This window comes from Cyanobium sp. Candia 9D4, assembly GCF_024346155.1.
In the GTDB taxonomy this organism is placed as follows: domain Bacteria; phylum Cyanobacteriota; class Cyanobacteriia; order PCC-6307; family Cyanobiaceae; genus Cyanobium; species Cyanobium minutissimum.
Window position 1 is genome coordinate 828,233 of record NZ_JAGQCK010000001.1, and the last position, 24,371, is coordinate 852,603.

Annotated in this window: 21 protein-coding genes; 8 read left to right on the forward strand and 13 right to left on the reverse strand. The window is 67.7% G+C overall.

The window, feature by feature from the left end; all coding sequences use genetic code 11:
* Nucleotides 1-200: 200 nt before the first annotated feature.
* Nucleotides 201-2,027, forward strand: a complete 1,827-nt coding sequence (ftsH, locus tag KBZ08_RS04135) for an ATP-dependent zinc metalloprotease FtsH (protein WP_254971534.1) — start codon at nt 201-203, stop codon at nt 2,025-2,027.
* Here the strand turns inward: ftsH and KBZ08_RS04140 are convergent.
* From KBZ08_RS04140 to thrC, 3 genes are all read right to left on the reverse strand, one after another.
* Nucleotides 1,965-2,960: a cupin domain-containing protein gene (locus tag KBZ08_RS04140; protein WP_254971536.1), complete on the reverse strand. Its 996-nt coding sequence runs from the start codon at nt 2,958-2,960 to the stop codon at nt 1,965-1,967. The genes ftsH and KBZ08_RS04140 overlap by 63 nt on opposite strands.
* A gap of 109 nt (nt 2,961-3,069) precedes the next feature.
* Nucleotides 3,070-3,345: a MoaD/ThiS family protein gene (locus KBZ08_RS04145; protein WP_106220127.1), complete on the reverse strand. Its 276-nt coding sequence runs from the start codon at nt 3,343-3,345 to the stop codon at nt 3,070-3,072.
* A gap of 41 nt (nt 3,346-3,386) precedes the next feature.
* Complete coding sequence (thrC, locus tag KBZ08_RS04150; RefSeq protein ID WP_159818195.1) at nt 3,387-4,667, reverse strand: threonine synthase; 1,281 nt, start codon at nt 4,665-4,667, stop codon at nt 3,387-3,389.
* 120 nt (nt 4,668-4,787) lie between these two features.
* On the opposite strand from thrC, the gene KBZ08_RS04155 reads away from it, so the two are divergent.
* Nucleotides 4,788-7,670 carry a UPF0182 family protein gene (locus KBZ08_RS04155; RefSeq protein ID WP_106220129.1) on the forward strand — a complete coding sequence of 961 codons (2,883 nt, stop codon included), beginning with the start codon at nt 4,788-4,790 and terminating at the stop codon, nt 7,668-7,670.
* A 99-nt stretch (nt 7,671-7,769) separates the two neighbouring features.
* Here KBZ08_RS04155 and fba read toward each other — a convergent pair whose 3' ends face one another.
* The 10 genes from fba to KBZ08_RS04205 all read right to left on the reverse strand — a co-directional run bounded on the left by fba (nt 7,770) and on the right by KBZ08_RS04205 (nt 16,585).
* Nucleotides 7,770-8,843 (reverse strand): class II fructose-bisphosphate aldolase, encoded by a 1,074-nt coding sequence (gene fba, locus KBZ08_RS04160; RefSeq protein ID WP_254971542.1) that lies wholly within the window; start codon nt 8,841-8,843, stop codon nt 7,770-7,772.
* Between the two features lie 93 nt (nt 8,844-8,936).
* Complete coding sequence (locus tag KBZ08_RS04165) at nt 8,937-10,031, reverse strand: Gfo/Idh/MocA family protein (protein WP_106220130.1); 1,095 nt, start codon at nt 10,029-10,031, stop codon at nt 8,937-8,939.
* Nucleotides 10,018-10,464, reverse strand: a complete 447-nt coding sequence (locus KBZ08_RS04170; RefSeq protein ID WP_254971545.1) for a hypothetical protein — start codon at nt 10,462-10,464, stop codon at nt 10,018-10,020. The genes KBZ08_RS04165 and KBZ08_RS04170 overlap by 14 nt, the downstream gene beginning before the upstream one ends.
* Nucleotides 10,461-11,351, reverse strand: a complete 891-nt coding sequence (accD, locus tag KBZ08_RS04175; RefSeq protein ID WP_106220131.1) for an acetyl-CoA carboxylase, carboxyltransferase subunit beta — start codon at nt 11,349-11,351, stop codon at nt 10,461-10,463. The genes KBZ08_RS04170 and accD overlap by 4 nt, the downstream gene beginning before the upstream one ends.
* Before the next feature lie 39 nt (nt 11,352-11,390).
* Nucleotides 11,391-12,242, reverse strand: coding sequence for an A24 family peptidase (locus tag KBZ08_RS04180; protein WP_254971547.1), 852 nt, complete (start codon nt 12,240-12,242; stop codon nt 11,391-11,393).
* Nucleotides 12,239-12,616: a hypothetical protein gene (locus KBZ08_RS04185; protein WP_219903951.1), complete on the reverse strand. Its 378-nt coding sequence runs from the start codon at nt 12,614-12,616 to the stop codon at nt 12,239-12,241. Before KBZ08_RS04185 ends, KBZ08_RS04180 begins: the two co-directional genes overlap by 4 nt.
* 65 nt (nt 12,617-12,681) lie before the next feature.
* A complete protein-coding gene (locus tag KBZ08_RS04190; protein WP_106220133.1) occupies nt 12,682-13,584 on the reverse strand; it encodes a phosphoribulokinase in 903 nt (300 codons plus the stop codon).
* Nucleotides 13,585-13,664: 80 nt separating this feature from the next.
* Entirely contained in the window at nt 13,665-14,747 is a 1,083-nt protein-coding gene (leuB, locus tag KBZ08_RS04195; RefSeq protein WP_106220134.1) for a 3-isopropylmalate dehydrogenase, read from the reverse strand.
* 29 nt (nt 14,748-14,776) lie between these two features.
* The gene (gene lpxD / locus KBZ08_RS04200; protein ID WP_254971551.1) at nt 14,777-15,805 is read right to left on the reverse strand and encodes a UDP-3-O-(3-hydroxymyristoyl)glucosamine N-acyltransferase; all 1,029 of its coding nucleotides are present in this window, start codon (nt 15,803-15,805) and stop codon (nt 14,777-14,779) included.
* A 57-nt stretch (nt 15,806-15,862) separates the two neighbouring features.
* Nucleotides 15,863-16,585: a polysaccharide deacetylase family protein gene (locus KBZ08_RS04205; RefSeq protein ID WP_254971553.1), complete on the reverse strand. Its 723-nt coding sequence runs from the start codon at nt 16,583-16,585 to the stop codon at nt 15,863-15,865.
* 104 nt (nt 16,586-16,689) lie between these two features.
* Here KBZ08_RS04205 and KBZ08_RS04210 point away from each other — a divergent pair, with 104 nt between their 5' ends.
* From KBZ08_RS04210 to KBZ08_RS04235, 6 genes are all read left to right on the forward strand, one after another.
* On the forward strand, nt 16,690-19,041 hold the full coding sequence (locus KBZ08_RS04210; protein ID WP_254971556.1) for a S8 family peptidase: 2,352 nt from the start codon (nt 16,690-16,692) through the stop codon (nt 19,039-19,041).
* A 1,185-nt stretch (nt 19,042-20,226) separates the two neighbouring features.
* Nucleotides 20,227-20,670 (forward strand): hypothetical protein, encoded by a 444-nt coding sequence (locus KBZ08_RS04215; protein WP_254971558.1) that lies wholly within the window; start codon nt 20,227-20,229, stop codon nt 20,668-20,670.
* A 179-nt stretch (nt 20,671-20,849) separates the two neighbouring features.
* On the forward strand, nt 20,850-21,383 hold the full coding sequence (locus KBZ08_RS04220; protein WP_254971561.1) for an alpha/beta fold hydrolase: 534 nt from the start codon (nt 20,850-20,852) through the stop codon (nt 21,381-21,383).
* Nucleotides 21,384-22,089: 706 nt separating this feature from the next.
* Nucleotides 22,090-22,590 carry a GNAT family N-acetyltransferase gene (locus KBZ08_RS04225; protein WP_254971563.1) on the forward strand — a complete coding sequence of 167 codons (501 nt, stop codon included), beginning with the start codon at nt 22,090-22,092 and terminating at the stop codon, nt 22,588-22,590.
* A 99-nt stretch (nt 22,591-22,689) separates the two neighbouring features.
* On the forward strand, nt 22,690-23,106 hold the full coding sequence (locus KBZ08_RS04230) for an ester cyclase (protein ID WP_106220139.1): 417 nt from the start codon (nt 22,690-22,692) through the stop codon (nt 23,104-23,106).
* A 52-nt stretch (nt 23,107-23,158) separates the two neighbouring features.
* Nucleotides 23,159-24,370 carry a cytochrome P450 gene (locus KBZ08_RS04235; protein WP_254971566.1) on the forward strand — a complete coding sequence of 404 codons (1,212 nt, stop codon included), beginning with the start codon at nt 23,159-23,161 and terminating at the stop codon, nt 24,368-24,370.
* The last annotated feature ends 1 nt before the right edge of the window (nt 24,371 follow it).

The window sequence follows — 24,371 nt, forward strand, 5'->3', positions numbered from 1 at the left end:
GCCGACTCGCCTTTCGTCAAATCGCTACAGTCGGTTTCCGCAAAGCAACTCCTGAAAAGGACGCCAGGCCTGTGAGCAGCAGTTCTCCTCCGGAGCCGGCCACGACCTCCGCCGCCCAGGCCAAGCCCGGTGCCGAGTCCGGCGCGTCACCCGCCCCTGCGGCTCCTGCCACCCCGGCACCATCCAAGCCCGCCCCGCCGGTGAGTCCGGGGTTCAGCCTCGGGGGCCAGGGGTCCGCGGCGCCCTCCTACAGCCAGCTGCTGCGGGACATCGAAGCCGGAAAGATCAAGAGCCTGGAGCTCGCCCCTGCCCAGCGGGTGGTCACGGCCACCTTCCAGGACGGCCGCAGCCGCCAGGTGGCGGTGTTCAGCGACAACCAGCAGCTGCTGCGCACCGCCGAGCAGGCCCGGGTGCCGCTGACGGTGCGGGACGAGCGGCGCGACGACGCCATGGCCGGCCTGGTCACCAACGGCCTGCTGGTGGCCCTGCTGATCGCCGGCCTGGTGCTGCTGGTGCGCCGCTCCGCCCAGGTGGCCAACAAGGCGATGGGCTTCGGCCGCAGCCAGCCCCGCCTGCAGGAGGAAGGGGCGATCACGGTGCGCTTCGAGGACGTGGCCGGCATCGCCGAGGCCAAGGAGGAGCTCCAGGAGGTGGTGACCTTCCTCAAGACCCCCGAACGCTTCACCTCCATCGGCGCCCGCATTCCCAAGGGGGTGCTGCTGGTCGGCCCGCCCGGCACCGGCAAGACACTCCTGGCCCGCGCCATCGCCGGAGAAGCCGGGGTGCCCTTCTTCTCGATGGCCGCCACCGAATTCGTGGAGATGTTCGTCGGTGTGGGGGCCAGCCGGGTGCGGGATCTGTTCCGCCAGGCGAAGGCCAAGGCGCCCTGCATCATCTTCATCGATGAGATCGATGCGGTGGGCCGCCAGCGGGGGGCCGGGATCGGCGGCGGCAACGACGAGCGGGAGCAGACCCTCAACCAGCTGCTCACCGAGATGGATGGCTTCGAGGACAACTCGGGCGTCATCCTGCTGGCAGCCACCAACCGTCTCGACGTGCTCGACGCGGCCCTGCTGCGGCCCGGACGCTTCGATCGCCGCATCAGCGTCGACCTCCCCGACCGTGCCGGCCGGGAGGAGATTCTCTCGGTTCACGCCCGTACCAGGCCCCTGGCCGAGGAGGTGTCCCTGGCCGACTGGGCCCGGCGAACCCCCGGCTTCTCCGGCGCCGACCTGGCCAACCTGCTCAACGAGGCGGCCATCCTCACGGCCCGTCGCCAGAAGAGCCAGGTGGACGACCAGGCCATCGGCGATGCCCTCGAGCGGATCACCATGGGGCTGGCGGCCGCCCCGCTGCAGGACAGCGCCAAGAAGCGGCTGATCGCCTACCACGAGATCGGCCACGCCCTGCTGACCACACTCCTGCCCCACGCCGACCGGCTCGACAAGGTGACGCTGCTGCCCCGGGCCGGCGGGGTGGGGGGCTTCGCCCGCACGATGCCCGATGAGGACATCCTCGATTCCGGGCTGATCAGCAAGGCCTACCTGCGGGCGCGGCTGGTGGTGGCCCTCGGCGGCAGGGCCGCCGAACTGGTGGTGTTCGGCCCCAGCGAAGTGACCCAGGGGGCCAGCAGCGATCTGCAGCTGGTGCGGCGCATCTGCCGCGACATGGTGCTGCGCTACGGCTTCTCCAGCCTGGGCCCCCTGGCCCTGGAGGAGGACGGGGAGGAGGTGTTCCTCGGCCGCGACTGGATCCGCTCGGCCCCCCACACCTCCGTGCGCACCGGCAACCGCATCGACGAACAGGTGCGCCGGCTGGCCTTCGAGGCCCTGGAGAAGGCCGTGGCGGTGCTCACCCCCCGGCGCGAACTGATCGATGAGCTGGTCAACAAGCTGATCGAGCTGGAGACCATCGACGGTGACAGCTTCCGCGCCCTGGTGGAGGCCCATGAGGCCAAGGGAGGGTCAGCCCTCGCCGGCCAGACCGGAGGCAAAGCGGATGTCGAGGCTGCGCAGGTAGGTGTGTAGGCCGGCGTCCTGAATCGGCAGCAGCCGGGCGGGATGGCCGCTTTCATTGACATGGGAATGCCAGTGGCCCGGCGGCGTCACGAAGGCGGCGCCCGGCTCCCATTCCATGCGCAGCGGGTTGCGGATCGTGCCGTCGGGGTTGAGGTCGGGGCCGGAGAGGGTGGCGCAGCCGGGCTGGCAGTCGATCACCAGGTCGAGGGCCACCGACTGATGCCGATGGGGGGGCTGAACCGCGCCGGCCGGCACCAGTCCGTACATGGCCCAGAGGGTGTGGGTCACGGTGCGGCTCGCCGGCAGGGCCGTGTTGGCCATCAGCAGGCTGAGGCGGTTGCTGCGGGCGCTGCTGGGATCCGCCGCCAGCGCCGCCAGCTCCTCATCCAGCCAGGCGGCCGGGTAATGGCTGGGGGCGAAGCGGGCGGATTCGGCCCGCACCCCGAGGAAGGTGAGCAAGGGAGCGTCGTGGATCCAGTAGAGAACGCTCTCTTCGGAGGCGTCCAGCCGAGGTTCCAGTCCGGCCGGCAGGACGAACAGATCCCCGCGGCCCCAGGCCAGATCCAGGGGTTGGTCCCCGGCACCGGAGGGACAGTGGCAGCGACCGGATCCCCGATACACATAGAAGAGGGAGCTGGTGGCGTTGGCGGCCACCGCGATGGATTCACCGCCCAGGATGCGCACGAAATTGGCGCTCAGGGCCGGGCTGGTGGCGGGGTAGGGACAGCCGAGACGGGCGCTGAGGTCGAGGGGAAGAACCGCCGTCGGACCCGTGGCGTGGAGCTCGGGGCCCCAGCGGCCCTCGGGAATCGGCTCGGTCAGACCGGGACGGATCGGATTGGCGGCCTGGCGGTAATCGAACAGCAGGGTGTCGGCGTGCCAGTCGTGGCGGCCGGCGATGGCGGCGGGGCTGGGGGGCCTGGACGCTTGGAGCTGCCCCATGGGTTCAGGTTGCAATCGTTGACAGATCTTATGGATTTCTTTCCATCGCCGGCGCCTTCCCCCCCAGGGGTGGTGACAGCGCTGCGGCCCCCAGCCCAGGGGGCCGGGTTCAGCCGCCGGCGACCGCGGGCACGATGCTCACCTCATCGCCGTCGCTGAGGACCGTGGCCTGGTTATCGAGGAAACGGATGTCCTCACTGTTCACGTAGAGATTGAGGAAGCGGCGCAGTTTGCCGTTCTCATCGCACAGGCGTGCCTGGATGCCGGGGTAGCGGCCTTCGAGAGCCTGGAGCAGGCCGTCGATGCTGCTGGCCTCCAGGCTGACGCTGGCCTCGTCGTTGGTGAACTTCTGCAGGGGGGTGGGGATCAGAACCTGGATGGCCATGGAAGCGGTCGAAGGGGCAGGGACGGGGGAGACGGAGGCGATCAGGCCCGGGGGGCGGCGCCGCCGTGGGAGGCCTGGGAGCGCTCCCAGGCTTCGTGGAAGCTGGCCAGCTGGGGCTCGATGGTGTACGGAGCGCCGATGGAGGAGGCGATGGCCTCGGTGGTCTTGAGGCCGTTGCCGGTGATGTAGGCGACGGTGGTTTCCGAGGGGTCGATCTTGCCCTGCTCCACCAGCTTCTTGAGCACGGCAATGGTGGTGCCGCCGGCGGTTTCGGTGAACACCCCCTCCATCTCGGCCAGCAGCTTGATGCCGTCGATGATCTCCTCATCGGTGACGGCGGCGATGCTGCCGCCGGTGCGGTTGGCGATGTCGATGGCGTAGGGGCCATCGGCCGGGTTGCCGATGGCGATCGATTTGGCGATCGTGTTCGGCTTCACCGGGGTGATGAAGTCGCGGCCGGCGGCGAAGGCCTGGGCGATGGGGGAGCAGCCCTCCGCCTGGGCGCCGCTGAAGCGCACCGGCTTCTCGTCGACGAGACCCACCTTGATGAATTCGTCGAAGCCCTTGCGGATCTTGGTGAACAGGGAACCGGAGGCCAGGGGGGCGACGATGTGGTCGGGAAGCTGCCAGCCGAGCTGCTCGATCACCTCGTAGCCGAGGGTCTTGGAGCCCTCGGAGTAGTACGGACGCAGGTTGATGTTGACGAAGCCCCAGCCGTAGGTGTTGGCCACCTCGGAGCAGAGCCGGTTGACCTGGTCGTAGTTGCCCTTCACCGCCATCAGGGTGGGGTTGTAGACGAGGGTGCCGAGCACCTTGCCCAGCTCCAGATCACTGGGGATGAAGACGCAGCACTCCAGGCCGGCATGGGCGGCGATGGCGGCGGTGGAGTTGGCCAGGTTGCCGGTGGAGGCGCAGCTGACGGTGGTGAAGCCCAGTTCCCGGGCCCGGGTGAGGGCCACCGAGACGACGCGGTCCTTGAAGGACAGCGTCGGCATGTTGACGCCGTCGTTCTTGATGTAGAGGGAGGAGAGGCCGAGGCGCCGGGCCAGGCGATCCGCCTTCAGCAGGGGGGTGAAGCCCGTGCCGACGTCGATCGGGTCGCCCTCGACGGGCAGGAACTCCCGGTAGCGCCAGATGGAGGTGGGGCCGGCCTCGATCGTGGCGCGGCTGACGCGGCTGCGGATGGCGTCGTAGTCGTAGACCACCTCGAGGGGGCCGAAACAGACGTCCTCGCAGACGTGGCGGGCGCCGGCCTCGTAGGGATGACCGCATTCCTTGCAGCGCAGGCCCGTGAAGGTGGAGCGGGAAAGGGTGGCGGTCAAGGGAATCCCGGTCACTGGGGGACACGCTAACAGCGGTGTCCGGAGGCCGCCGATAAAGCCGACCTCCGGCATCGGGTATTGACAGCTTGTCGCCCGCAGGGTTCTGCCTACGCTCCGGTTGTGCCCGTTCCCACCCCTCTGCCGTCCCCCCGGAGGCCCCACCCCGCCGTCGGCCTGGCCATCGCCTTCGCTCTGCTGCTGGTCCTCTGGGCGGGGGCCCGGCTGGCCATCGAATGGCTCTGGTTCGCGCAGTTCGACTTCCAGCAGATCCTGCTGCGGCGCTGGATGCTGCAGCTCTCCGCGTTCACGGCGGTCTTCGGCCTCGGTTCGGCGCTGCAGCTGGCCCAGCTGCAGCGCTGCTGGCGGCTGCGGGAGCAGGCGGCCGAGGCGCCCCGGCCGAGGGAGCCCCTGCTGCGCCTGGGCAACGGCGCCCTGGTGGCGGTGCTGATCGGCCTGGTGCTGCTGCTGGCCGGGGGTCTCAGCTATCTGATGGTGCAGGCCCGGGGACTGATCGCCAACCCCTTCAACGGCGATGTGATCACCGGCTTCTCCGTGCTCCGCGACCTGCCGCCCCTGCTGGTGGCGGGCCTGGCCGGGGGCCTGCTGCTGCCGCTGCTGCTCTGGCCCCTCACCACCCTGCGGATCACCCTGGCGGCCGCCCTGGCGGGCTCGGCCACGGCGGTGGCCCGGGGCTGGAGCCTCTGGCTGCCCGCCCTGCTGGCCACCCCCTTCGGCGAAGGGGATCCGCTCACCGGGTTCGACCTCTCCTTCACGGTGCTGCGCCTGCCGGCCCTGCGGCTGCTGCTGAGCGTGCTGCTGGCCCAGGGGCTGGTGGGGCTGGCGGCCTGTCTGCTGCTGACCATCGGCAAGGGCCGCAGCCTCAGCGATCTGCGCTTCGACGGGCTCAGCAAGGCCCAGCAGCGGGTGCTGCAGCCCCAGGTGGCGGCCCTGGCCGTCGTGCTGGCCCTCAGCAACGCCCTGGCGCCCTTCGACCTGATGGTGCAGGGCAGCGGCGTGGCCTCGGGGGCCGGCTACGTGGATCTGCACGTGCGCCTGCCCCTGCGGCTGCTGTTCGCGGTGCTGCTGCTGCTCACGGCCTGCGCCCTGCTGGTGCCCCTGCCCCGGGGCTGGGTGCGCCGCGGTGCCCTGCTGCCCCTGGCGGGCACGGCCCTGCTGGTGCCGATCAGCGAATGGGTGATCACCCCCCTGGCCCAGCGTTTCTGGGTGCAGCCGCGGGAGCTGGCGGTGGAGGCCCCCTATCTGGAGCGGAGCATCCGGGCCACCCGCCGCGCCTTCGGCCTTGAGCATGTGCGCACCATCCGGCTGGAGCCCAGCCAGGGCCTGACCAAGGCGGATCTGGCCAGCGCCCCCGGCACCCTCGACAACATCCGCCTCTGGGACAGCCAGCCCCTGCTGGCCGCCAACCGCCAGCTGCAGCAGCTGCGCCTGTACTACACCTTCCCTTCGGCGGATGTCGATCGCTACCCGCTGCAGGGCAAGTCGGCCCGGGACGGCTCCCAGCAGGTGCTGATCGCGGCCCGGGAGCTGGACAGCAGCGCCCTGCCGCCCGGCTCGCGCACCTGGCTGAACCGCCATCTGGTGTTCACCAACGGCCACGGCTTCACCGTCTCGCCGGTGAACGCCTTCGGTGCCGACGGCCTGCCCCTGTTCTTCGTCAAGGACCTGGGCAGCAGTGGCCGGGTGCAGGGCATCCCCGAACTGGGCATCACCGACAAGGAGGCCCAGGCAGCGCTGCCGGTGGGCAGCCCGAGCCTCTACTTCGCCTCCGGGCCCTCCCCCTACGCGATCGCCCCCACCAAGGTGAAGGAGTTCTCCTATCCGGAGGGGGAACTGAACGTCTACACCCACTACACCGGCACCCGGGGCATCTCCCTGGCCTCACCGCTCAACCGGCTGGGGGCGGCGATCTACCTGCGGGAGCCGCGGCTGCTGTTCACCGGCTCCTTCACCGACCGCTCCCTGCTGCTGCTGCGGCGACAGGTGAACCGGCGTCTGACGGCCCTGGCGCCGTTCCTGCGCTTCGAGAGTCAGCCCTACCTGGTCACCGCCCGGGTGGCCGGCAGTGAGGGGTACCGGCCGGAGCAGTACCAGTACTGGCTGCTGGACGGCTTCACCACCAGCCGCTCCTACCCCTACAGCGATCCCAATCCCCAGGGGCTGCGCTACTTCCGCAACCCGGTGAAGGCGGTGGTGGATGCCCACGATGGCCGGCTTTGGCTGTACGTGAACGATGCCCGCGATCCGGTGCTGCGCACCTGGGTGCGCGCCTTCCCGGAACTGTTCCGGCCGCTGTCGGCGATGCCGAAGGGACTGCTCGCCCACATCCGGGTGCCCAAGAGCCAGTTCGATATCCAGGCGGAGCGGCTGCTGCGCTACCACGTCACCGATGTGCGCACCTTCTACAACGGCGACGACGTCTGGTCGGTGCCCACCGAGATCTACGGCGAGAACAGCGTGCCGGTGTCGCCTTACCACCTCACCCTGCAGCTGCCGGGCGAGCAGCGTTCCGAGTTCGTGCTGCTGCTGCCCTTCACCCCGCTGAAGCGCTCGAATCTGGTGGGCTGGCTGGCGGCCCGCAACGATCCGCCCCACTACGGCGAGCTGATGCTGGTGCGCTTCCCCCAGCAACGGCTGTTGCTCGGCCCCCAGCAGGTCACCGCCCTGATCGACCAGGACCCGACGATCAGCTTCCAGTTCGGGCTCTGGAACCGGCTGGGCTCGCGGCTGTTCCGTGGCAACCTGCTGGTGCTGCCGGTGGGCGAGGGCCTGCTGTACGTGGAGCCGATCTACCTGCAGTCGAAGAGCAACGACCTGCCCACCCTGGTGCGGGTGGTGGTCACCGACGGCCGTCGCTTCGTGATGGAGCGCAGCCTGCAACGGGCCCTGGAGCGGCTGGTGGACGGGGCCCCCACCGCCAAGGAGTCGGCCGCCGGCAAGCCGCCCCTGCCCGATGGCACGCCGCTGCCCCTGCCCCTGCCCTGAGCGGTCGGTCTGGCCGGCCATCCAGGGAAGGGCCGGCCATGAAAAAGGGGCCCCGTGGGGCCCCGATGGATCGTTGGGTGATCGCTGGGGAAACGCCGATCAGGCGGCCACGGCGGTCTTGGGATCGAGGGCACCCTTGGCGTAGAGGGTGGCGTAGTAGTTGATGTCGCGCTGCTTGATCTTGCTGGCGTTGCCGGCACACCAGAACTGCTGGTAACGATCCAGGCAGACCTTCTTCATGTAGGCCCGGGCGGGCTTGTTGAAGTGGCGGGGATCGAAGTTGGCGGGATCCTTGGCGGCGGCTTCCCTCACGGCGGCGGTGAAGGCGAGGCGGTTGTCGGTGTCGATGTTGATCTTGCGCACGCCGTTGCGGATGCCTTCCTGGATCTCCTCAACGGGGACGCCGTAGGTCTCGGGGATGGCGCCGCCGTACTTGTTGATCATGTCCAGCCATTCCTGGGGAACGGAACTGGAGCCGTGCATCACCAGGTGGGTGTTGGGGATGGCCTTGTGGATCTCGGCGATCCGGGAGATGGCCAGCACCTCACCGGTGGGCTTACGGGTGAACTTGTAGGCGCCGTGGCTGGTGCCGATGGCGATGGCCAGGGCGTCGACCTTGGTCTTGGCGACGAAGTCGGCCGCCTCGGCGGGGTCGGTGAGCAGCTGGGAGTGGTCGAGGGCGCCTTCGAAACCGTGGCCGTCCTCAGCCTCACCCTTGCCGGTCTCCAGGGAACCCAGGCAGCCCAGTTCGCCTTCCACGCTCACACCGATGGCGTGGGCCACATCCACCACTTCCTTGGTGACGGCCACGTTGTAGTCGTAGCTGGCGGGGGTCTTGGCGTCGGCCTCGAGGGAGCCGTCCATCATCACCGAGGTGAAACCGTTGGCGGCGGCGCCATAGCAGGTGGCGGGGCTGTTGCCGTGGTCCTGGTGCATCACCACCGGGATGTCGGGATAGGTTTCCACCGCGGCCAGGATCAGGTGGCGCAGGAAGCTTTCGCCGGCGTACTGACGGGCTCCGCGGGAGGCCTGCAGGATCACCGGGCTGTCGGTCTCGTAGGCAGCCTCCATGATCGACTGCACCTGCTCCAGGTTGTTGACGTTGAAGGCAGGAATGCCGTAGCCGTTTTCTGCGGCGTGATCCAGCAGCAGGCGAAGCGGTACGAGCGCCATGGGAAATCTCGCGGTATTGGGGTGGGTACGGTTGTGGAGAACCGTGATCGAAGGACGGCTGGCGGGGTCGTCCCGCCGGGTCTGCCGGGGAGTCTAGGGGATGCCCTCCAGGGTTCCTGCTCCCTGGCGGGCCCAGTCGCAGCACCGCTGGCTGGCCACCGCCTCCGACAGGCCCGGGAGCATCGGACGCCGCTGCCGCACCGCCTGGGACCACCAGCCCAGCAGCCGGCGCACCGGCGCGATCCGGCCGTCCTCCCAGGTGCGGCCGTAGGCCAGGGCCGGATCGGCGGCCACGGGCCGCAGGGCCTCGCCGGGGCGGGCCATCCACAGCTGCATGCCGTGGACGTAGTCGGCCTGGTTGCTCGAACCCAGCACCAGGGTGGCCTCGCTGCCATAGAGCTCGATCCAGTAGCCCCGGCCCGCCCGGGCCACCGAGGAGAGGGCGAGCTGGGCGGGCACGGCCCGACCGCGCCGGTCCTCGAGGTCGAGCTGGATCAGGGCGCTGTCCTCGGCGTCCACCACCCCCATGGCGCCGGAGCCGGGGATGGGGCGCTCGCCGATGGCGGTGCTGAGCCGGGCGGTGAGCCCCCGGCTGGGACCGATCAGCCAGTGGAGGGTGTCGAAGGCGTGGGTGCCCAGGGCGCCGAGCACGCCGCCGCCGGCCGCCGCCTGGGAGTACCAGCTCCAGGGGCGGCTCGGATCGGCGCGGCTGGACATCAGCCAGTCGAACGTCACCAGCCAGGGATCCCCCAGCACCCCCGCCTCGAGCAGGGCGGCCAGCTGCTGCACATGGGGCACGGCCCGGTATTCGAAGTCGACCGCCACCACCAGGCCCCGGGCGATGGCGAGGCGCTGCAGCTCTTCCACCTGGCCGGCATGGAGGGCCACCGGCTTCTCCAGGAACAGGTGCTTGCCCGCCTCCAGGGCCGTGCGGGCCAGGTCGAAACGGGGCTCCGGCGGCGTGGCGATCACCACCGCCTCCACGGCGGGATCGGCCAGGAGGGCGGCGAAATCGTGGAAGGCGGGCAGCTCCGCCGCCTGGCCCGCGGCGGCGGCCCGCTCCGCCCGGGGGTGCCAGAGGGCCACCGGCTCGGTGAGCGGGGCGTCCCGCAGGGCCGGCAGGATCACCTTCTCACCGAAGCCGAGGCCGGCGACGGCGACCCGCAGGGGCGCCTCAGGCCGTCGCATCGCTCTCCCGGGGCCGGCGGGCGGCGTCGCAGGCGGCGTGCAGCACGCGGATCGTGAGGTTGTCGCCGGCGGCCGGCTGCCAGGTGGCGCCCCAGCGGGGCAGGCCGTTGACGGCGGTGTCGCGGTAAAGCTCCTCGTCGCAGTCGAGCTGCATCACATACAGCTGGCCGACGGGGGGACGGGCGTCCTCGGGCGCATCGGCGGCGGCGGCCGGCTGGAAGCGGCTCAGCACCGAGAGGCGGCCGTCGCGATCGAAGCGGAGGCTGCCGGCATCCCACCACTGACGGCCTTCAGGGCCGGCCTCCACCTCCTGCCAGTCGACTGGGCCGGCCATGGAGGCGACGGGACCCGCCAGCCAGCAGCCCAGCAGCAGCAGCACCGTCAGCAGGGCGGCGGCAACAGGAGTGCGGCCACCTCTCATGACACCGCTCATGGCACCACGGACACGGCCGGCCGCAGGCTGCCGTGCAGCCGCAGCAGGGTGGAGAGGGTGCCGCGCAGCTGGGGCCGGGGCACGATCGTGTCGACGAAGCCGTGGTCCTGGAGGTATTCGGCAGTCTGGAAGCCCTCAGGCAGCTTCTCGCCGAGGGTCTGCTCGATCACCCGACGGCCGGCGAAGGCGATCATCGCCTTGGGTTCGGCCAGGATCAGGTCGCCGAGCATGGCGAAGCTGGCGGTGACCCCGCCGGTGGTGGGATGGGTGAGCAGAGGCAGGTAAAGCAACTCGGCGCTGCGGTGGCGCTGCAGGGCGCCGGATACCTTGGCCATCTGCACCAGGCTCAGCATCCCTTCCTGCATGCGGGCGCCGCCGGAGGCGCAGACGATCAGCAGCGGATAGCGGCGGGCGGTGGCCAGCTCCACCAGGCGGGTGAGCTTCTCGCCCACCACCGAGCCCATGGAGCCGCCCATGAAGCGGAAGTCCATCACCCCCAGGGCCAGGGGCATGCCCTCCAGGCGGCAGAGGCCCGTGACCACCGCATCCCGCAGGCCCGTGGCCCGCTGGCTGTCGCGCAGCCGGTCGGCGTAGCTGCGGCGGTCCTTGAAGGCGAGGGGGTCGGTGGGGGCGAGGTCGGCATCGATGGGCTCGAAGCTGCCCTCATCGGCGATCAGGCGGATGCGCTCGGCGCTGTCGATGCGGTGGTGGTGGCCGCAGCCCTTGCAGACGCTGGCGTTGGCGATCAGGTCCTTGCGGTAGACCACCAGGCCGCATTCCGCACACTTGCTCCAGAGGCCATCCCCCTCGTCGGCCTCAGGGCCCTTGCTGGCCCGGACGGCGGGGGCGTTCTTGCGGCGATCGGCGAACCAGTCGAACAGGGACATGGGGCGACGGCGGCGACGGGGAACGGAGACCTGGGGCCATTAAAGACCCAGGCCCCAGAGGCGCAGCCAGGGGCCGTGGCCGCCGATCCAGACCGCCAGGGCGGCGGCGGCGAGAAAGGGGCCGAAGGGGAAAGGCTGCTGGCGGCCGAGACGGCCGCTGAGGCGGGCGATGCCCCCGATCAGGGCACCGCCGAGCACCGACAGGCTGACCGCCAGCCCCAGGCCCAGGGGTCCGAGCCAGGCCCCCATCAGGGCGGCCAGCTTGGCGTCCCCCAGGCCCAGGGCCGGCCGGCCCATGGCCTTCTCGGCCAGGGCGCTGAGGGCCTCGAAACCCAGCAGGCCGGCGGCCACCGCCAGCAGGTGGGAGAACAGCAGCTCCCGGCCCACCTCGGCCCCCTGCGGGAAGCCGACGCCGGCGGTGACCGCCAGGCCGAGCAGCACCCCCCAGCGGCAGAGGGGTTCGGGCAGCCAGAGGCTGTCCAGGTCGATCAGGGCCAGGGGCAGCAGCCAGCTGGCCAGCAGCCAGCCGGCCGCCAGCAGCAGCCAGGGACTGGGGTCGGGGCCCATGGCGGCGGGGCGGGCGAAGAGCATGGCCACCCAGAGGCCGGCGGTGAGCAGCTCCACCAGCGGGTAGCGCACGGCGATCGGCGCCTGGCAATGGCGGCAGCGGCCGCGCAGCAGCAGCCAGCTGAGCAGCGGCACGTTCTCGAACCAGGCCAGGGAGGCGCCACAGCGGGGGCAGTGGCTGCCGGGGAACACCAGCGACTCCTCCCGCGGCAGCCGCCAGACCACCACGTTCAGGAAGCTGCCGATGCAGGCGCCGACCAGGGCCACGAGGGGGGCCAGCAGGGGCAGGGCGGCGGTGGGGGCCAGCAGGGCGACGGAACTCATGGCAGCGGGCGGCTGGATCCCCCGCGGGCACTGCGGCCCCGGGCCGAGCGGGGGCGCAGCAGCTCCATCGGCACAAACTGTTCGTCCGGCAGGAGGATGGGCAGCTCGAACACCACCCGTCCCTGGGGGCCGGCACCGAGCAGCACCACCCCCAGCGGTTCGGGGGCGGTGGGGCAGGCCTCGAGGAAGCGGAAGTAGACCCGGCGCGAACAGCGCAGCAGTTCGGCGCTGTTGATGCGATCGAGGCGCAGGGCACCGACGGGCGGGGAGGCCGAGGACTCCCCGCCCCTGATCAGGAAGGAGGGGCTTCCGGACGGGGAGCTGCCGGGCCCGGACGGGTGGATGGTGGGGGGCTGGGCGGTGATGGGATTCACCGATTCCTTTCGGGGGATCTTAGGGCCGAAAGGAAGATCGAGAGAGCGATCTTCAGCCGAGCTGCTCAGTGGAGGTTCTTCTTCTCCTCGATCATCTTGTGGATGATCGGCGTGAGGATGATCTCCATGGCGAAGCCCATCTTGCCGCCGTTCACCACGATGCTGGTGGGGCTGGACATGAAGGAATCGTGGATCATGCGCAGCAGGTAGGAGAAGTCGATGCCCCACTTCTCACGGGCGCCCTTGCGGAAGTGGATGATGACGAAGCTCTCGTCCGGGCTGGGGATGTTGCGGCAGATGAAGGGGTTGGAGGTGTCCACCGTGGGCACCCGCTGAAAGTTGATGTCCGTGCGGCTGAACTGGGGGCAGATGTGATTGATGTAGTCGGGCATGCGGCGCAGGATCGTGTCGACGATCGCCTCGGCCGAGTAGCCCCGCTCGGCGTTGTCGCGGGAGATCTTCTGGATCCACTCCAAGTTGGCGATCGGCACCACGCCGATCAGCAGATCCACCAGGGAGGCAACGTCGTAGCCGTCACCCACCACACCACCGTGGAGGCCCTCATAGAAGAGGAGGTGGGTATCGCTGGGGATGGGCTCCCAGGGGGTGAACTGGCCGGGCTCGAGGCTGGTGCCGAGGCGGGCGTTGTGCTCGGCCGCCTCCTCCACCGAGTGGAGGTAGTAGCGGCGGTTGCCGCTGCCGGTCTCGCCGTAGGTGCGGAACAGCTCCTCGAGCTTGTCGAAGATGTTGGCCTCGGGGCCGAAGTGGGAGAAGTTCTCGCCGCGGGCCTGGGCCTCGGCCATCGCCTGCTTCATGGGGCCCCGCTCGAAGCGGTGGAAGCTGTCGCCTTCCACCACCGCCGGGATAATGCCCTCGCGGGAGAAGATGTGCTCGAAGGCCCGTTTGACGGTGCTGGTTCCCGCTCCCGAGGAACCGGTGACAGCCACGACCGGGTGACGCTTCGACATCGACGCAGGGGGGTTGAGAGGCTGTGAGTTTGGCAGGTCGCCGGTCCGCTCCCCCCCCAGCCGTTACCGGAAGGGGGCGATCAGCCGGGCAGGGCCGCCAGCAGCTGCTCGCCCATGGCCTGGCAGCCCACCCGGGTGCAGCCGTCGGACATCAGCAGGTCGCCGGTGCGGTAGCCGGCGGCCAGCACCCGGTCGACGGCGGTCTCGAGGTTTGCGGCAGCGGCCTCCTGCTGCAGGCCCACCCGCAGCAGCATGGCGGCCGACAGCACCATGGCGATGGGGTTGGCCTTGTCCTGGCCGGCGATGTCGGGGGCGGAGCCGTGCACCGGCTCGAACAGGCCCGGGCCGCCGGAGCCGAGGGAGGCCGAGGGGAGCATGCCGATCGAACCGGTGAGCATGGCGGCCTCATCCGAGAGGATGTCGCCGAAAAGATTGCTGGTGAGGAGCACGTCGAACTGGCGCGGCTCGCGCACAAGCTGCATGGCGGCGTTGTCGACGTACATGTGGCTGAGCTCGACGGCGGGGAACTCGGCGTGGATCGCCTCCACACGGTCGCGCCACAGCTGGCTGACATCGAGCACGTTGGCCTTGTCGACCGAGCAGAGGCGGCCGCGGCGGGCCGCCGCCAGGCGGAAGCCCACCCGGGCGATCCGGTCGACCTCGTGATCGGCGTACACCATCGTGTTGAAGGCGCGCACGCCGCCATCCACCTCGATGCGCCCCTTGGGGGTGCCGAAGTAGATGCCGCCGATGAGTTCGCGCACCACCAGCAGGTCCACCCCTTCGATCACCTCGGGGCGCAGGCTGCTGGCGCCGGCCAGGGCCGGGATGATCTTCACAGGCCGCAGGTTGGCGAACAGCCCCAGGCCGGAGCGCAGGGCCAGCAGGCCGCTCTCGGGACGCTGCTCCCGGGGCAGGGCGTCGAAGCGGGGGGCGCCGATGGCGGCGAGGAGCACCGCATCGGAGGCCCGGCAGGCCTCCAGGGTGGCGGCGGGCAGGGGCTCGCCGGTGGCGTCGATGGCGGCACCGCCGACAGGCTGCGGATCGAACGTGAGGCTGAAGCCGTGGCGGCCGCTCACCGCCTCCAGCAGGGTGCGGGCCACTGCGGTGATCTCCGGACCGATGCCGTCCCCCGCGAGCAGGGTGATCCTGTAGCTGGTCATCGCGAGGGGGGGCCGCTCAGCAGGCGAGGCTACTTCTGCAGCTGCCGCAGGGTGCGGGCCATCTCGGGCAGCTTGTTGAAGACGGCGGAGCAGCGCAGCCAGAGCCGGTTGGGGATGGCGGGGTAGCCGCTGACCACCTCACCGGCGGCGATCTCGCCGTGGATGCCGGACTTGGAGGAGGCGATGGCCCGGTCGCCGATCACGGCCCGGTTGGCCACCCCCACCTGGCCGGCGAGGATGACGCCGTTGCCGAGAATGGCGCCGCCGGCGATGCCCACCTGGGCCGCCAAGGCGCAGCCTTTCCCTGTGACCACGCCATGGCCGACGTGGACGAGGTTGTCGATCTTGGTGCCGGCACCGATGCGGGTCTCGCCGACGGAGGGGCGGTCGATCGTGGAGCCGCAGCCCACCTCGACGCCGTCCTCGAGCACCACCCGGCCGGTCTGGGGCATCTTCACCCAGCCCGAAGCGGTGGGCACGAAACCGAAGCCCTCGGCACCGATCACCGCCTGGGACTGGACCACGCACCCCGCCCCGAGACGGCTGCCGGGATGGAGCACGGCGTTGGCGTGGATCTCGCAGCCCTCGCCGAGCTGCACGTCCTCATAGAGAACGACGCCGGGATGGAGCACGCAGCCTGAGGCCACGACGCTGCCGGCGCCGACCACCCCATGGGCCCCCACATGGGCATCGGCGGCCACGGTCGCCCCCGGGTCCACCACGGCGCTGGGGTGAACCCCCGGGGGCTTCGGGGTGGGGGGATGCAGGGCCCCGAGCGCCTGGGCGAAGCCGAGGCGGGGATCCTTGAGGGCCACCCAGGCCAGGCCGCGCTCGCTGGCCAGCTGCTGGATTTCTGCATCGAGGGGCAGCAGCAGGGCGGCGGCACCGCTGGCGGAGAGGGCGGCCGCCAGGGCGTTGCCGGGTTCAAGGAAGGCCAGCTGGCCGGGGCCGGCGCGATCCAGCGCTTCGGCGCCCGTGATCTCCGGATCCCCTGCCAAGTGCCGCGGGCTGCCGTCCTGCACGGCGCCGATCCGGGTGAGCAGGCTGCTGAAGCGCATTCCCCAGGGGGCGGACGGCCCGGATCGTAGGCCCCACGGCCGCCGGCGGGGGGCGGATCAGGGGGCAGGATCGAGCAGCTCCAGCAGGGGCACGAAGCGGTAGCCGCGGCGGCGCAGGTCGGGGATGAGGCAGCGCAGGCTCTCCAGGGTGCGGCCGCTCAGGTCAGGGGTGTCGTGCAGCACCAGGATCCCGCCGGGGTGGGCATTGAGGTGCACGAACAGGCGCACGAACCAGAGGGGCGGCCGCAGGGTGTCCCAGGGAAAGATCGAGCCCAGCACCAGGCGGTAGCGCCGGGCCGCGAGGGTTTCGAGCATGGCCCTGCGAAACCAGCCCTGCCCGGGGCGAAACCAGCGCCAGCGCAGTCTGGCGGGGGCAGCGGCCCGGGCGATCACCCGTTCGGTGTCGCTCAGCAGCTGCTGGAACACCGCCGGCGGAACGGCGGCGGCGGACGCGTCACTCCAGAGGTGGTTGCCGAGATCGTGGCCCTGCTGCAGGGCCCGGCGGGGAAAGCGGGGGTCGCGCTCCAGGTGGGAGCCGATCAGAAAGAAGGTGGTCGGCACCTCGAGCTCCCGCAGCAGGGCCAGCAGGGCCTCCGATCCGGGGCTGGGACCGTCGTCGATGGTGAGGGCCAGCGTCTTCTGCCGGCCCGGGCCGCACCAGATCACCTGCGGGCACAGGGGCACCAGCAGCAGACGGATCAGCACTGAGGGCAGCAGCACCACCAGCAGCAGCAGGTCCGCCAGCACGACCAGAGCCAGCACGGTGAGGAGCAGGGTCATGGGCGGGGGCGGCCTCAAGAACGATGACACCGGCGGCGGGCCGTGGTCCGGCGTCGTCCTGGCTGGCTAGGGCGGGGGGTGGTTCCCTTCTTCTCCGCGCCGCCATGACCGCCCCGAAGAAAGCCGCCGCCACCGGCAGCGCCAGCACCCCGGCCGCGCGGGGGCAGGCCCGCACGGTGATCTACTGCCACGGCATCTCCAACATGCCCCCCGAGGGGGTCCTGCGCTCGGAGTGGGACCGGGCCCTCTTCGGTGCCGACCAGGGGGAGCGCACCCGCATGGCCTACTGGGTCGACCGGGAGCGCTACCCGGAGACGGCGGGCCTCTCCACCCGGGCCCTGGGCGAGGACCGGGCGACGCTGCGGCCGGAGGCGCAGGGGCTGCTGGCCGCCTCGATCCAGGAGAGCGACGCGCCGGCGGAATCGCAGGCCTTCGTGGACGCCCTGACGGCGCAGCTGGAGGCGGCCGCCCAGACGGCGGCCCAGCGGGGGGCGCCGATGGGGGGCCCGGCGACGCTGTCGGTGGAGGCCAAGGGGCTGTGGAGCCCGGTGACGGCGATGTTCACCCAGGCCTTTCTGGCGGATGTGAACGATTTCCTGTTCAACGGGACGAAGCGCCAGCGGATGGTGCAGACCGTGAAGGAGCGGGTCAGCACCGGCGGCGGCCCCTTCGTGGTGGTCGGCCACAGCCAGGGGAGCATGGTCACGTACCAGGCGCTGATGGAACTGGGCGCCAGCCTGGAGGTGGATCTGTACGTCACCATCGGCTCACCGCTGGGGCTGCCCCAGGTGACCGACGTGCTGCAGAAGTGGCACGGCCAGAAGCTGCCGATCCCGGCCGGTGTGAAGCGCTGGGTGAACATCGCCCAGGACGGCGACATCGTCTGCCTCGACCAGAGCCTGGCCGACGAGTACAGCGCCGCCGGCAAGCCGAAGATCATCGATGAACGGATCCCGGGGGTGGTGTGGCCACCCAGCAAGGCCCATTCCGCCAGCCGCTATCTGTCGCGCCAGTCGACCCAGGAGACGGTGATGGCGGCACTGGATCGCTCCCGCTTCCAGCCGGTGAGTCCGATGACGGTGGCCCGCAGCCTGGCCGATGCCCTGGATGTGGAGGCCACGGCGCGGGTGCCGGTGCTGATCGAACTGGCGGATCGCTCGACGGCGACGCCGGAGGGGGGCGATTCGTTGCAGAAGGCCCGCGAAGCGGTGCTGGCGTGGATCCAGGCGCATGTGCTGCAGGGTCCGATCACCGCCGAGACGGTGTTCCTGGAGGACCAGCTGGATCGCTACGTGGCGGTGAACCTGACCCGGGCCGAAGTGGAGACCCTGGCGGGGGCGATGAGCCGCCAGTACGGCGCCACCACACCGGCGGTGTACCGGATGTTCAGCAACAGCCGCAAGAAGGCGCTGATGCACGATTCGATCCACACCGTGCAGGCCCGCACCGCCCAGCTGGGCTACAACGCCTGCGGCCAGGGCATCACCTGGGCCGTGCTCGACACCGGCATCGACCGGCACCATCCCCATTTCCACAACAACACCTTCGCCCCGGACGGAACGATCGCCGCCGAGTGGAACTGCACCGCGCGGGGGCCGGTGCAGAAGGGCAGTGGCAACGACGCCAACGGCCATGGCACCCATGTGGCGGGGATCATCGCCGGCGGGTTGCTGTCGGTGGGCAGCGAGGGCGGCCCCGACCTGCTGGCCATGGCCCCCCGGGCCCGGATCGTGAGCTACAAGGTGCTGGCCGATAACGGCGGCGGCTACGACGCCTGGATCATCAAGGCGATCGACCACATCTGGAAGCAGAACCAGGAGGGACGGCGCCTGGCGATCCAGGGGGTGAACCTGAGCCTGGGGGGACCGTTCGACCCGGCCAGCTTCGGTTGCGGCGATTCACCGCTGTGCGCCTCCCTGCTGCGGCTGGTGCGCCAGGGGGTGCTGGTGGTGCTGGCGGCGGGCAACGAAGGCAGCGGCGACATCGTGGTGGACGGCTTCAGCGCCACCCGCTCGTTTGATCTCTCGATCGGCGATCCGGCCAACCTGGATGAGGCGATCGCCGTGGGCTCTGTGCACCCGACGCTGCCGCACCGCTACGGCACCTCCTACTTCTCCTCACGCGGTCCCACCGCCGATGGCCGCCTCAAGCCCGATGTGGTGGGTCCGGGAGAAAAGATCCTCTCCTGCCGCAGCAGCAGCGACCCCAAACGCAGCCCCAGCCGGGACAAAGGCAAGAGCCTCGATGAGCTTTACGTGGCACTTTCCGGCACCAGCATGGCGGCGCCTCACATCTCCGGGTTGCTGGCCGCCTTCCTGTCGGTGCGCACCGAATTCATCGGCTATCCCGACCGGGTGAAGCGGATCCTGCTGGAGCACTGCACCGACCTGCAACGGGACCGCTACCACCAGGGGGCGGGCCTGCCGAATCTCTCGAAGATGTTGCTGGAGACTTGAGGGTTCACCGGTCCGTGAGCCACGGCTACGGTCCGGCGAGGTTCAAAGCATGGTGCCAAAGCGGTTATTGGCGATAGCGGATGGAGTTGTGCGGTAGTTCACGGAATGGGCTCAGGCCGAGCATCGTTCACGGAATCCAACGAAGAATACGCTAGGTTTCTATCAGGCTCCAACGCGACACACAGGTCGCGCAAGCCCTTGGCGCTTCTGCCAGGAGCAAAGGCGCCGAAGTCGTTGACGCTCGTTCTGCAGATCAACCGGCCTCGGGGTGTCCCGGCTCCAATCATCGTGTTTTGGCGCAGGTCATGCGGGGTTCGATTAGGTTTTCGCCAAGTGATGCCCCTCAGCGCAAAGCCAGACGTCTTCAGAGCCGATCCAGAGACAGTACCGACAATGCCAAGAACATCGCGGTTGCATACGCTATTAAGAATGACCAGAGACAGACAAGAAAGCTCTAGATGGCAGCGCATTCAGGACAAAGGCCAGACACAGAATGCAGAAAGGAAAGTGGCTTGTCGCAATCTTGCCAAGGCAGTGTGTGAATCGCGAATCTGTAGCAAGCACAACTTACCGTGTCATTACAACGGACTGACCTTTGAAGTTCCGGATCTGGTTACCAACTTCAAGCCCGCCGACGATTGCCAGCTCCAGATCGCAAGTCCTGACAACGAAAGAACGCCCCACCAGCCATTACGTTTTATTGCGACAGTTCTTCGGTTGACGACGAGGTAAGTTGAATAAAAAGATGCTGCACATAGACACTCCATACATGTACAGACAATGTACGCCTTGGCTAGGTTTATTCATCACATTCTTGGTCGCCATATCTCAGCCTGCTGCAGCTGAACCCTGCTTGTCCAGAGAAGCCATGGAGCTCATTAACCTACGGCTTGGACAACTTGGCGCACTTGCATTTGCCGCTGGCACAGGTCTTGGCATATGCAGCAGTGATTCTTCAGGTGTGGAGCAAAGCGTACAACGAATTGATGAACTAAGTGCCTCTGCCGAAATGAGTCTAGAGCAGCTTTCCTGTCCCTCATCAGATCATGTCGCAACTGGAAGTGAGAGCTTTCATTTGGTCCCTCAAGCTGCCGGCTTTTCCAGCGGACCGACAAAGACATGTAGCTGCTCTCAGTACAAGGAAGCACTGAGGGAAGCTCGTGCTGCATTGAGGAGTCTTGCCAGATGACGAATCCATCCAGCACTGCGACCACACAGGAACAAGTCGCAGGCACAAGCGCGGATGAAGCTCTCAAGAGCATAGATAAGATCTTGAGTGAGAACACAGAAGCCAAGTTCAATTCTGCCACTAGTGAGTCAACAACGGAAGTAAGCAATAGCTGGACTCCTCGCGAGACAATGATCATGAGTGGGGCGGCACTTGGCTACAGCCTGATTGTTCTTATCGTCGCAACAGTCATTGCGAAAGGACTGAAAACACCCGAACAGGCAATAAGATTATTCACGGTTGTCCTCATTATCAACTCAGCAGTATTCTTCATTGTTGCAGGGTACTCAAGTCAACAGATTGCTCCAGCATTTGGATTGCTAGGGACAATGGCTGGCTACGTCTTAGGCAAGTCACAAGATAACAACAGAAATCAAGACCCTCAAGACAAGCAGTCTTAGCGAACCATCAACGGTTCTGCAGCCGAAGGGAATTCCTTTCTCTCTTCTCGAGAGCCTCATCCTGTCATTCATCGGCAACTGGGCTGACGGCCACATCAGAGATAAAGCCATGACCCACGAGACTCTGGAGGAGTCGGATTCCAGCCATGAGTCATCTGCTTTGCCTAAGCTGCTGACCCATGTCGACACTCACCAAACTAATCATGGCCATCATCTTGCCGGAGGATAAGTACGTTGATGTTGATGGGGTTAGCACGAGATATTGGTGTTTGGGCACTATAGACTCATCGGTTCTGTTTATTCACGGCCAGGGGGGCGCAGTTGACTATTGGTACAAGAATGTCTTTTCAATGGCTGAACGCCATCAGGCTTATACACTGGATTGGGCTGGATCAGGCAAGACTGACAAGCCGAGTGCAACGTATGGTCTTGACGATGTCACTCAGTTCATTATCCGCTTCATGGACGTGGTTGGATTGTCTCATTCCACCCTGGTTGCAGGCTCTGTGGGCGGCATGCTTGCGCTCAAGAAGGCTTCAACTCTTATTCTGTGGGGGAGGCAAGATCGAGCATTCCCAGTGAGTCACGCTGAAATCGCAAGGAATCGAATTCCTGATTCCCAATTGAAGGTATTTGAGGAATGCGGCCATTTGCCATATCTTGAGTATGCAGATGAATTCAACACCACAGTGCTTGAGTTTCTCTGGACTTAAGTTGAACTTCTGCAGCCCAACATCAAGATCAGCTGACGGGAGCAGCGGCATCGCTCGCTTGCAGAGGGCTCCTTCCCACCGATGATCCTGCGCGTTAGGCCCCACAAGGTCCGCTGCTATTGAGCCACCGCCAAGAACAGTAGCAATGCAGACACCACGAAACGCGAGATCCCCTGACTTCTGTTTGAACCACCATCTTCGAGACCCCGTAGAAGCAGCAAGCACCATGAATCCGATAGAACACCCAAGGCCTGTCCCAATGCCTGGATACAAGAAATGGGCGATATGGATCGGCAGGATTGTTCTTGTCCCCGTATTCACAGCAACTTGTGCAGGGTTTGTCTTTGGCCTCTACCGCTTCGTCACAACGGGGCAGATAAACAGCCCTGGCAGAAACTTTGGTCCCGCTAGTAGCACGATCCAGTTCTCAATCACCCTGTCTGGTTCCTTGTCCTCCTCCTCTTCTACCTTGTGCTTGTCGCGAACTGTATCGTTGGAACCATTCTACTCGCCCGATTGTTCTTTAGACTGGGACAAAATCGTACGAAATGACGCCTAACACCTCGCTCAACCTGACCAGCGATGGTCCTAAGCGCGTTGCCGCTTCAGGCCCATTCTGTCAATCTCCTCAGGTGGCTAAGCCATTCACACCTGCTCGGGCGGCTTAACGCGGCTGTCGAGCCTATTGTCTGCTGAGGGGGAAGCGATGAACGACGTTGTCATCCGCCAGATAGGGCCGGGCGACTATCACCCGATCATCTCGGTCGTTGATGCATGGTGGGGTGGCCGGCCAATGGCCGACATGCTGCCCAGACTCTTCTTCGTCCACTTCCAGTCCACCAGCTTCACCGCCGTCGTTGATGGTCAGATCGTGGCGTTCCTCATCGGGTTCGTGTCGCAGACCTATCCGGACCAGGCCTATGTCCATTTTCTCGGTGTCCATCCGGCACGACGGGGAGAGGGGTTGGGACGCCTCCTCTATGGGCGCTTCTTTGCCAGGGCCGCCTCGCTTGGCTGTCGCACTGTGCATGGCGTGACGTCTCCGGTCAATCGCAACTCGATTGAATTCCACCGTCGCATGGGATTTTCGTTCCTTGAATCTGATGTCAAGGTCGACGGCGTACCCGTTGCTGTGGGCTATGACGGGGAAGGGGAAGACCGCGTGATCTTCAGGAAGAAACTGGATCCTCCAGACATGGAACGGTGATGCCCATCATGCCGATCGAAACCACAAGCGTCTGAGCGGTTGACCGTTCTTCCGCCAAGCGGAAAGCCGCATGTCCACTTCCCTAAGGAGTACAGCCCCATGTCAGAAGCGAACAAGCATCTCGTCCGTCGACTCATCATGGAAGGGTGGAATGGGCGCAATTTCGCCGTGATCGACGAGCTTTGCTCGGACAACTTCACCATGAACGACCCATCGGCTCCCCATCTGGCGAACGGACCCGAGGCCGCCAAGGCCTACATCGGAGCCCTCGTCGCTGCGTTTCCCGACCTTCACATGCAGGTGCACGATCTGTTCGCAGAAGCAGACCGCGTGTCACTGCGCTGGTCGGCCGAAGGAACCCACCAAGGGGAATTCAACGGAATTCCACCGACCAACAGGCGCATCTGCGTGGCCGGCCAGGCGATCTACCGCATCGCGAACGGCAGGATCGAGGAAGACTGGATCATCGTGGATACCTACGGAATGCTTCAGCAGCTCGGCGTGATTCCAGACTGAGCCGGCACCATCGGGGAGATCTCGATACCGTCTTCCGTGTGTGTCCTCCACCATGACGGCAGCCCTGTTCAGCCCGGCGATGCTGGTCGATCCCTACCCGACCTACGCCGCGTTGCGACGCACCGACCCGGTCCACTGGCATGAACCGTTCGGGGCCTGGGTGCTGACGCGCTACGACGACGTGGTGGCGGCGACGCACGACCCCCGGCTGCGCTCCGATCGCGCCGGCGGCATGGGCGAGCGGGCCGGCCGCCCCGAACTGCAGCCCCTGTTCGAGGTCATCGGGGCCCAGATGAACATCACCAACCCGGAGCGCCACCACCGGCTCCGTGCCCTGGTGGCCAAGGTGTTCACGCCACGGGCCGTGGACGCCCTGCGGCCGGCCGTCGCAGCCATGGTCAACGAGCTGCTGGATCGGCTGCCGGAGCAGGGCCGCTTCGATGTGATCGCCGACCTCGCCTTTCCGCTGCCGGCCCGGGTCATCGCCCGGCTGCTCGGGCTGGACACCGGCGAGCTGGAGCAGCTGAAGCGCTGGTCGGACGACTTTTCGGCGATCTTCGGCACCGATCCCTCCGCCGTGACCCCCGAGCAGTACCAGCGGGCCCTGCAGAGCACCCACGAGCTGACCACGTTCTTCCGCGCCGAATTCGAGAAGCGCCGGGCCTCGCCCGGCGACGATCTGCTGAGCCTGCTGGTGCACGCCGAGATCGACGGCGATCGGCTCAGTGAGACAGAGCTCATCGCCAACGCCAATCTGCTCCTGGCCGCCGGCCACGAGACCACCACCCATCTCATCGGCAACGGCCTGCTGGCCCTGCTGCACCACCCCGACCAGCTGCAGCTGCTGCTGGACGAGCCGTTCCTGATTCCCAATGCGATCGAGGAGTTCCTCCGCTACGACGGCACCGTCCAGTTCATGTACCGCGAGGCGGGGGAGGAGCTCACGATCGGCGAGCGCTCGATCCGCAAGGGGCAGCTGGTCTACCTGATGTTCGCGGCCGCCAATCGCGACCCGGCCCGCTTCCCGGACCCCGACCGGCTCGACGTGCGCCGCAGACTCGACGTGCACCTGGCCTTCGGCCATGGCCCCCATGTCTGCCTGGGGGCGGCCCTGGCCCGGATGGAGGCCCAGGTCGCCTTCACGGCCCTGCTGCGGCGCTGTTCAGGACTTCAACTCACCGACGAGCCTCTGGCGTATCAGGACAACCTGGAGCTGCGCGGGCTGAAGGGGTTGCCGGTGGTGTTCGAGCGGCGATCGGCCTGAG

Coding starts and splice junctions, on each gene's coding strand:
- KBZ08_RS04145 (WP_106220127.1), bottom strand. CDS start 3,345: ATGGCCATCCAGGTTCTGATCCCCACCCCCCTGCAGAAGTTCACCAAC.
- fba (WP_254971542.1), bottom strand. CDS start 8,843: ATGGCGCTCGTACCGCTTCGCCTGCTGCTGGATCACGCCGCAGAAAAC.
- KBZ08_RS04140 (WP_254971536.1), bottom strand. CDS start 2,960: ATGGGGCAGCTCCAAGCGTCCAGGCCCCCCAGCCCCGCCGCCATCGCC.
- KBZ08_RS04205 (WP_254971553.1), bottom strand. CDS start 16,585: ATGACCCTGCTCCTCACCGTGCTGGCTCTGGTCGTGCTGGCGGACCTG.
- KBZ08_RS04225 (WP_254971563.1), top strand. CDS start 22,090: ATGAACGACGTTGTCATCCGCCAGATAGGGCCGGGCGACTATCACCCG.
- KBZ08_RS04210 (WP_254971556.1), top strand. CDS start 16,690: ATGACCGCCCCGAAGAAAGCCGCCGCCACCGGCAGCGCCAGCACCCCG.
- lpxD (WP_254971551.1), bottom strand. CDS start 15,805: ATGCGCTTCAGCAGCCTGCTCACCCGGATCGGCGCCGTGCAGGACGGC.
- KBZ08_RS04170 (WP_254971545.1), bottom strand. CDS start 10,464: ATGAGCGGTGTCATGAGAGGTGGCCGCACTCCTGTTGCCGCCGCCCTG.
- KBZ08_RS04220 (WP_254971561.1), top strand. CDS start 20,850: ATGTCGACACTCACCAAACTAATCATGGCCATCATCTTGCCGGAGGAT.
- KBZ08_RS04235 (WP_254971566.1), top strand. CDS start 23,159: ATGACGGCAGCCCTGTTCAGCCCGGCGATGCTGGTCGATCCCTACCCG.
- KBZ08_RS04215 (WP_254971558.1), top strand. CDS start 20,227: ATGACGAATCCATCCAGCACTGCGACCACACAGGAACAAGTCGCAGGC.
- KBZ08_RS04190 (WP_106220133.1), bottom strand. CDS start 13,584: ATGTCGAAGCGTCACCCGGTCGTGGCTGTCACCGGTTCCTCGGGAGCG.
- KBZ08_RS04165 (WP_106220130.1), bottom strand. CDS start 10,031: ATGCGACGGCCTGAGGCGCCCCTGCGGGTCGCCGTCGCCGGCCTCGGC.
- KBZ08_RS04180 (WP_254971547.1), bottom strand. CDS start 12,242: ATGAGTTCCGTCGCCCTGCTGGCCCCCACCGCCGCCCTGCCCCTGCTG.
- KBZ08_RS04230 (WP_106220139.1), top strand. CDS start 22,690: ATGTCAGAAGCGAACAAGCATCTCGTCCGTCGACTCATCATGGAAGGG.
- leuB (WP_106220134.1), bottom strand. CDS start 14,747: ATGACCAGCTACAGGATCACCCTGCTCGCGGGGGACGGCATCGGTCCG.
- accD (WP_106220131.1), bottom strand. CDS start 11,351: ATGTCCCTGTTCGACTGGTTCGCCGATCGCCGCAAGAACGCCCCCGCC.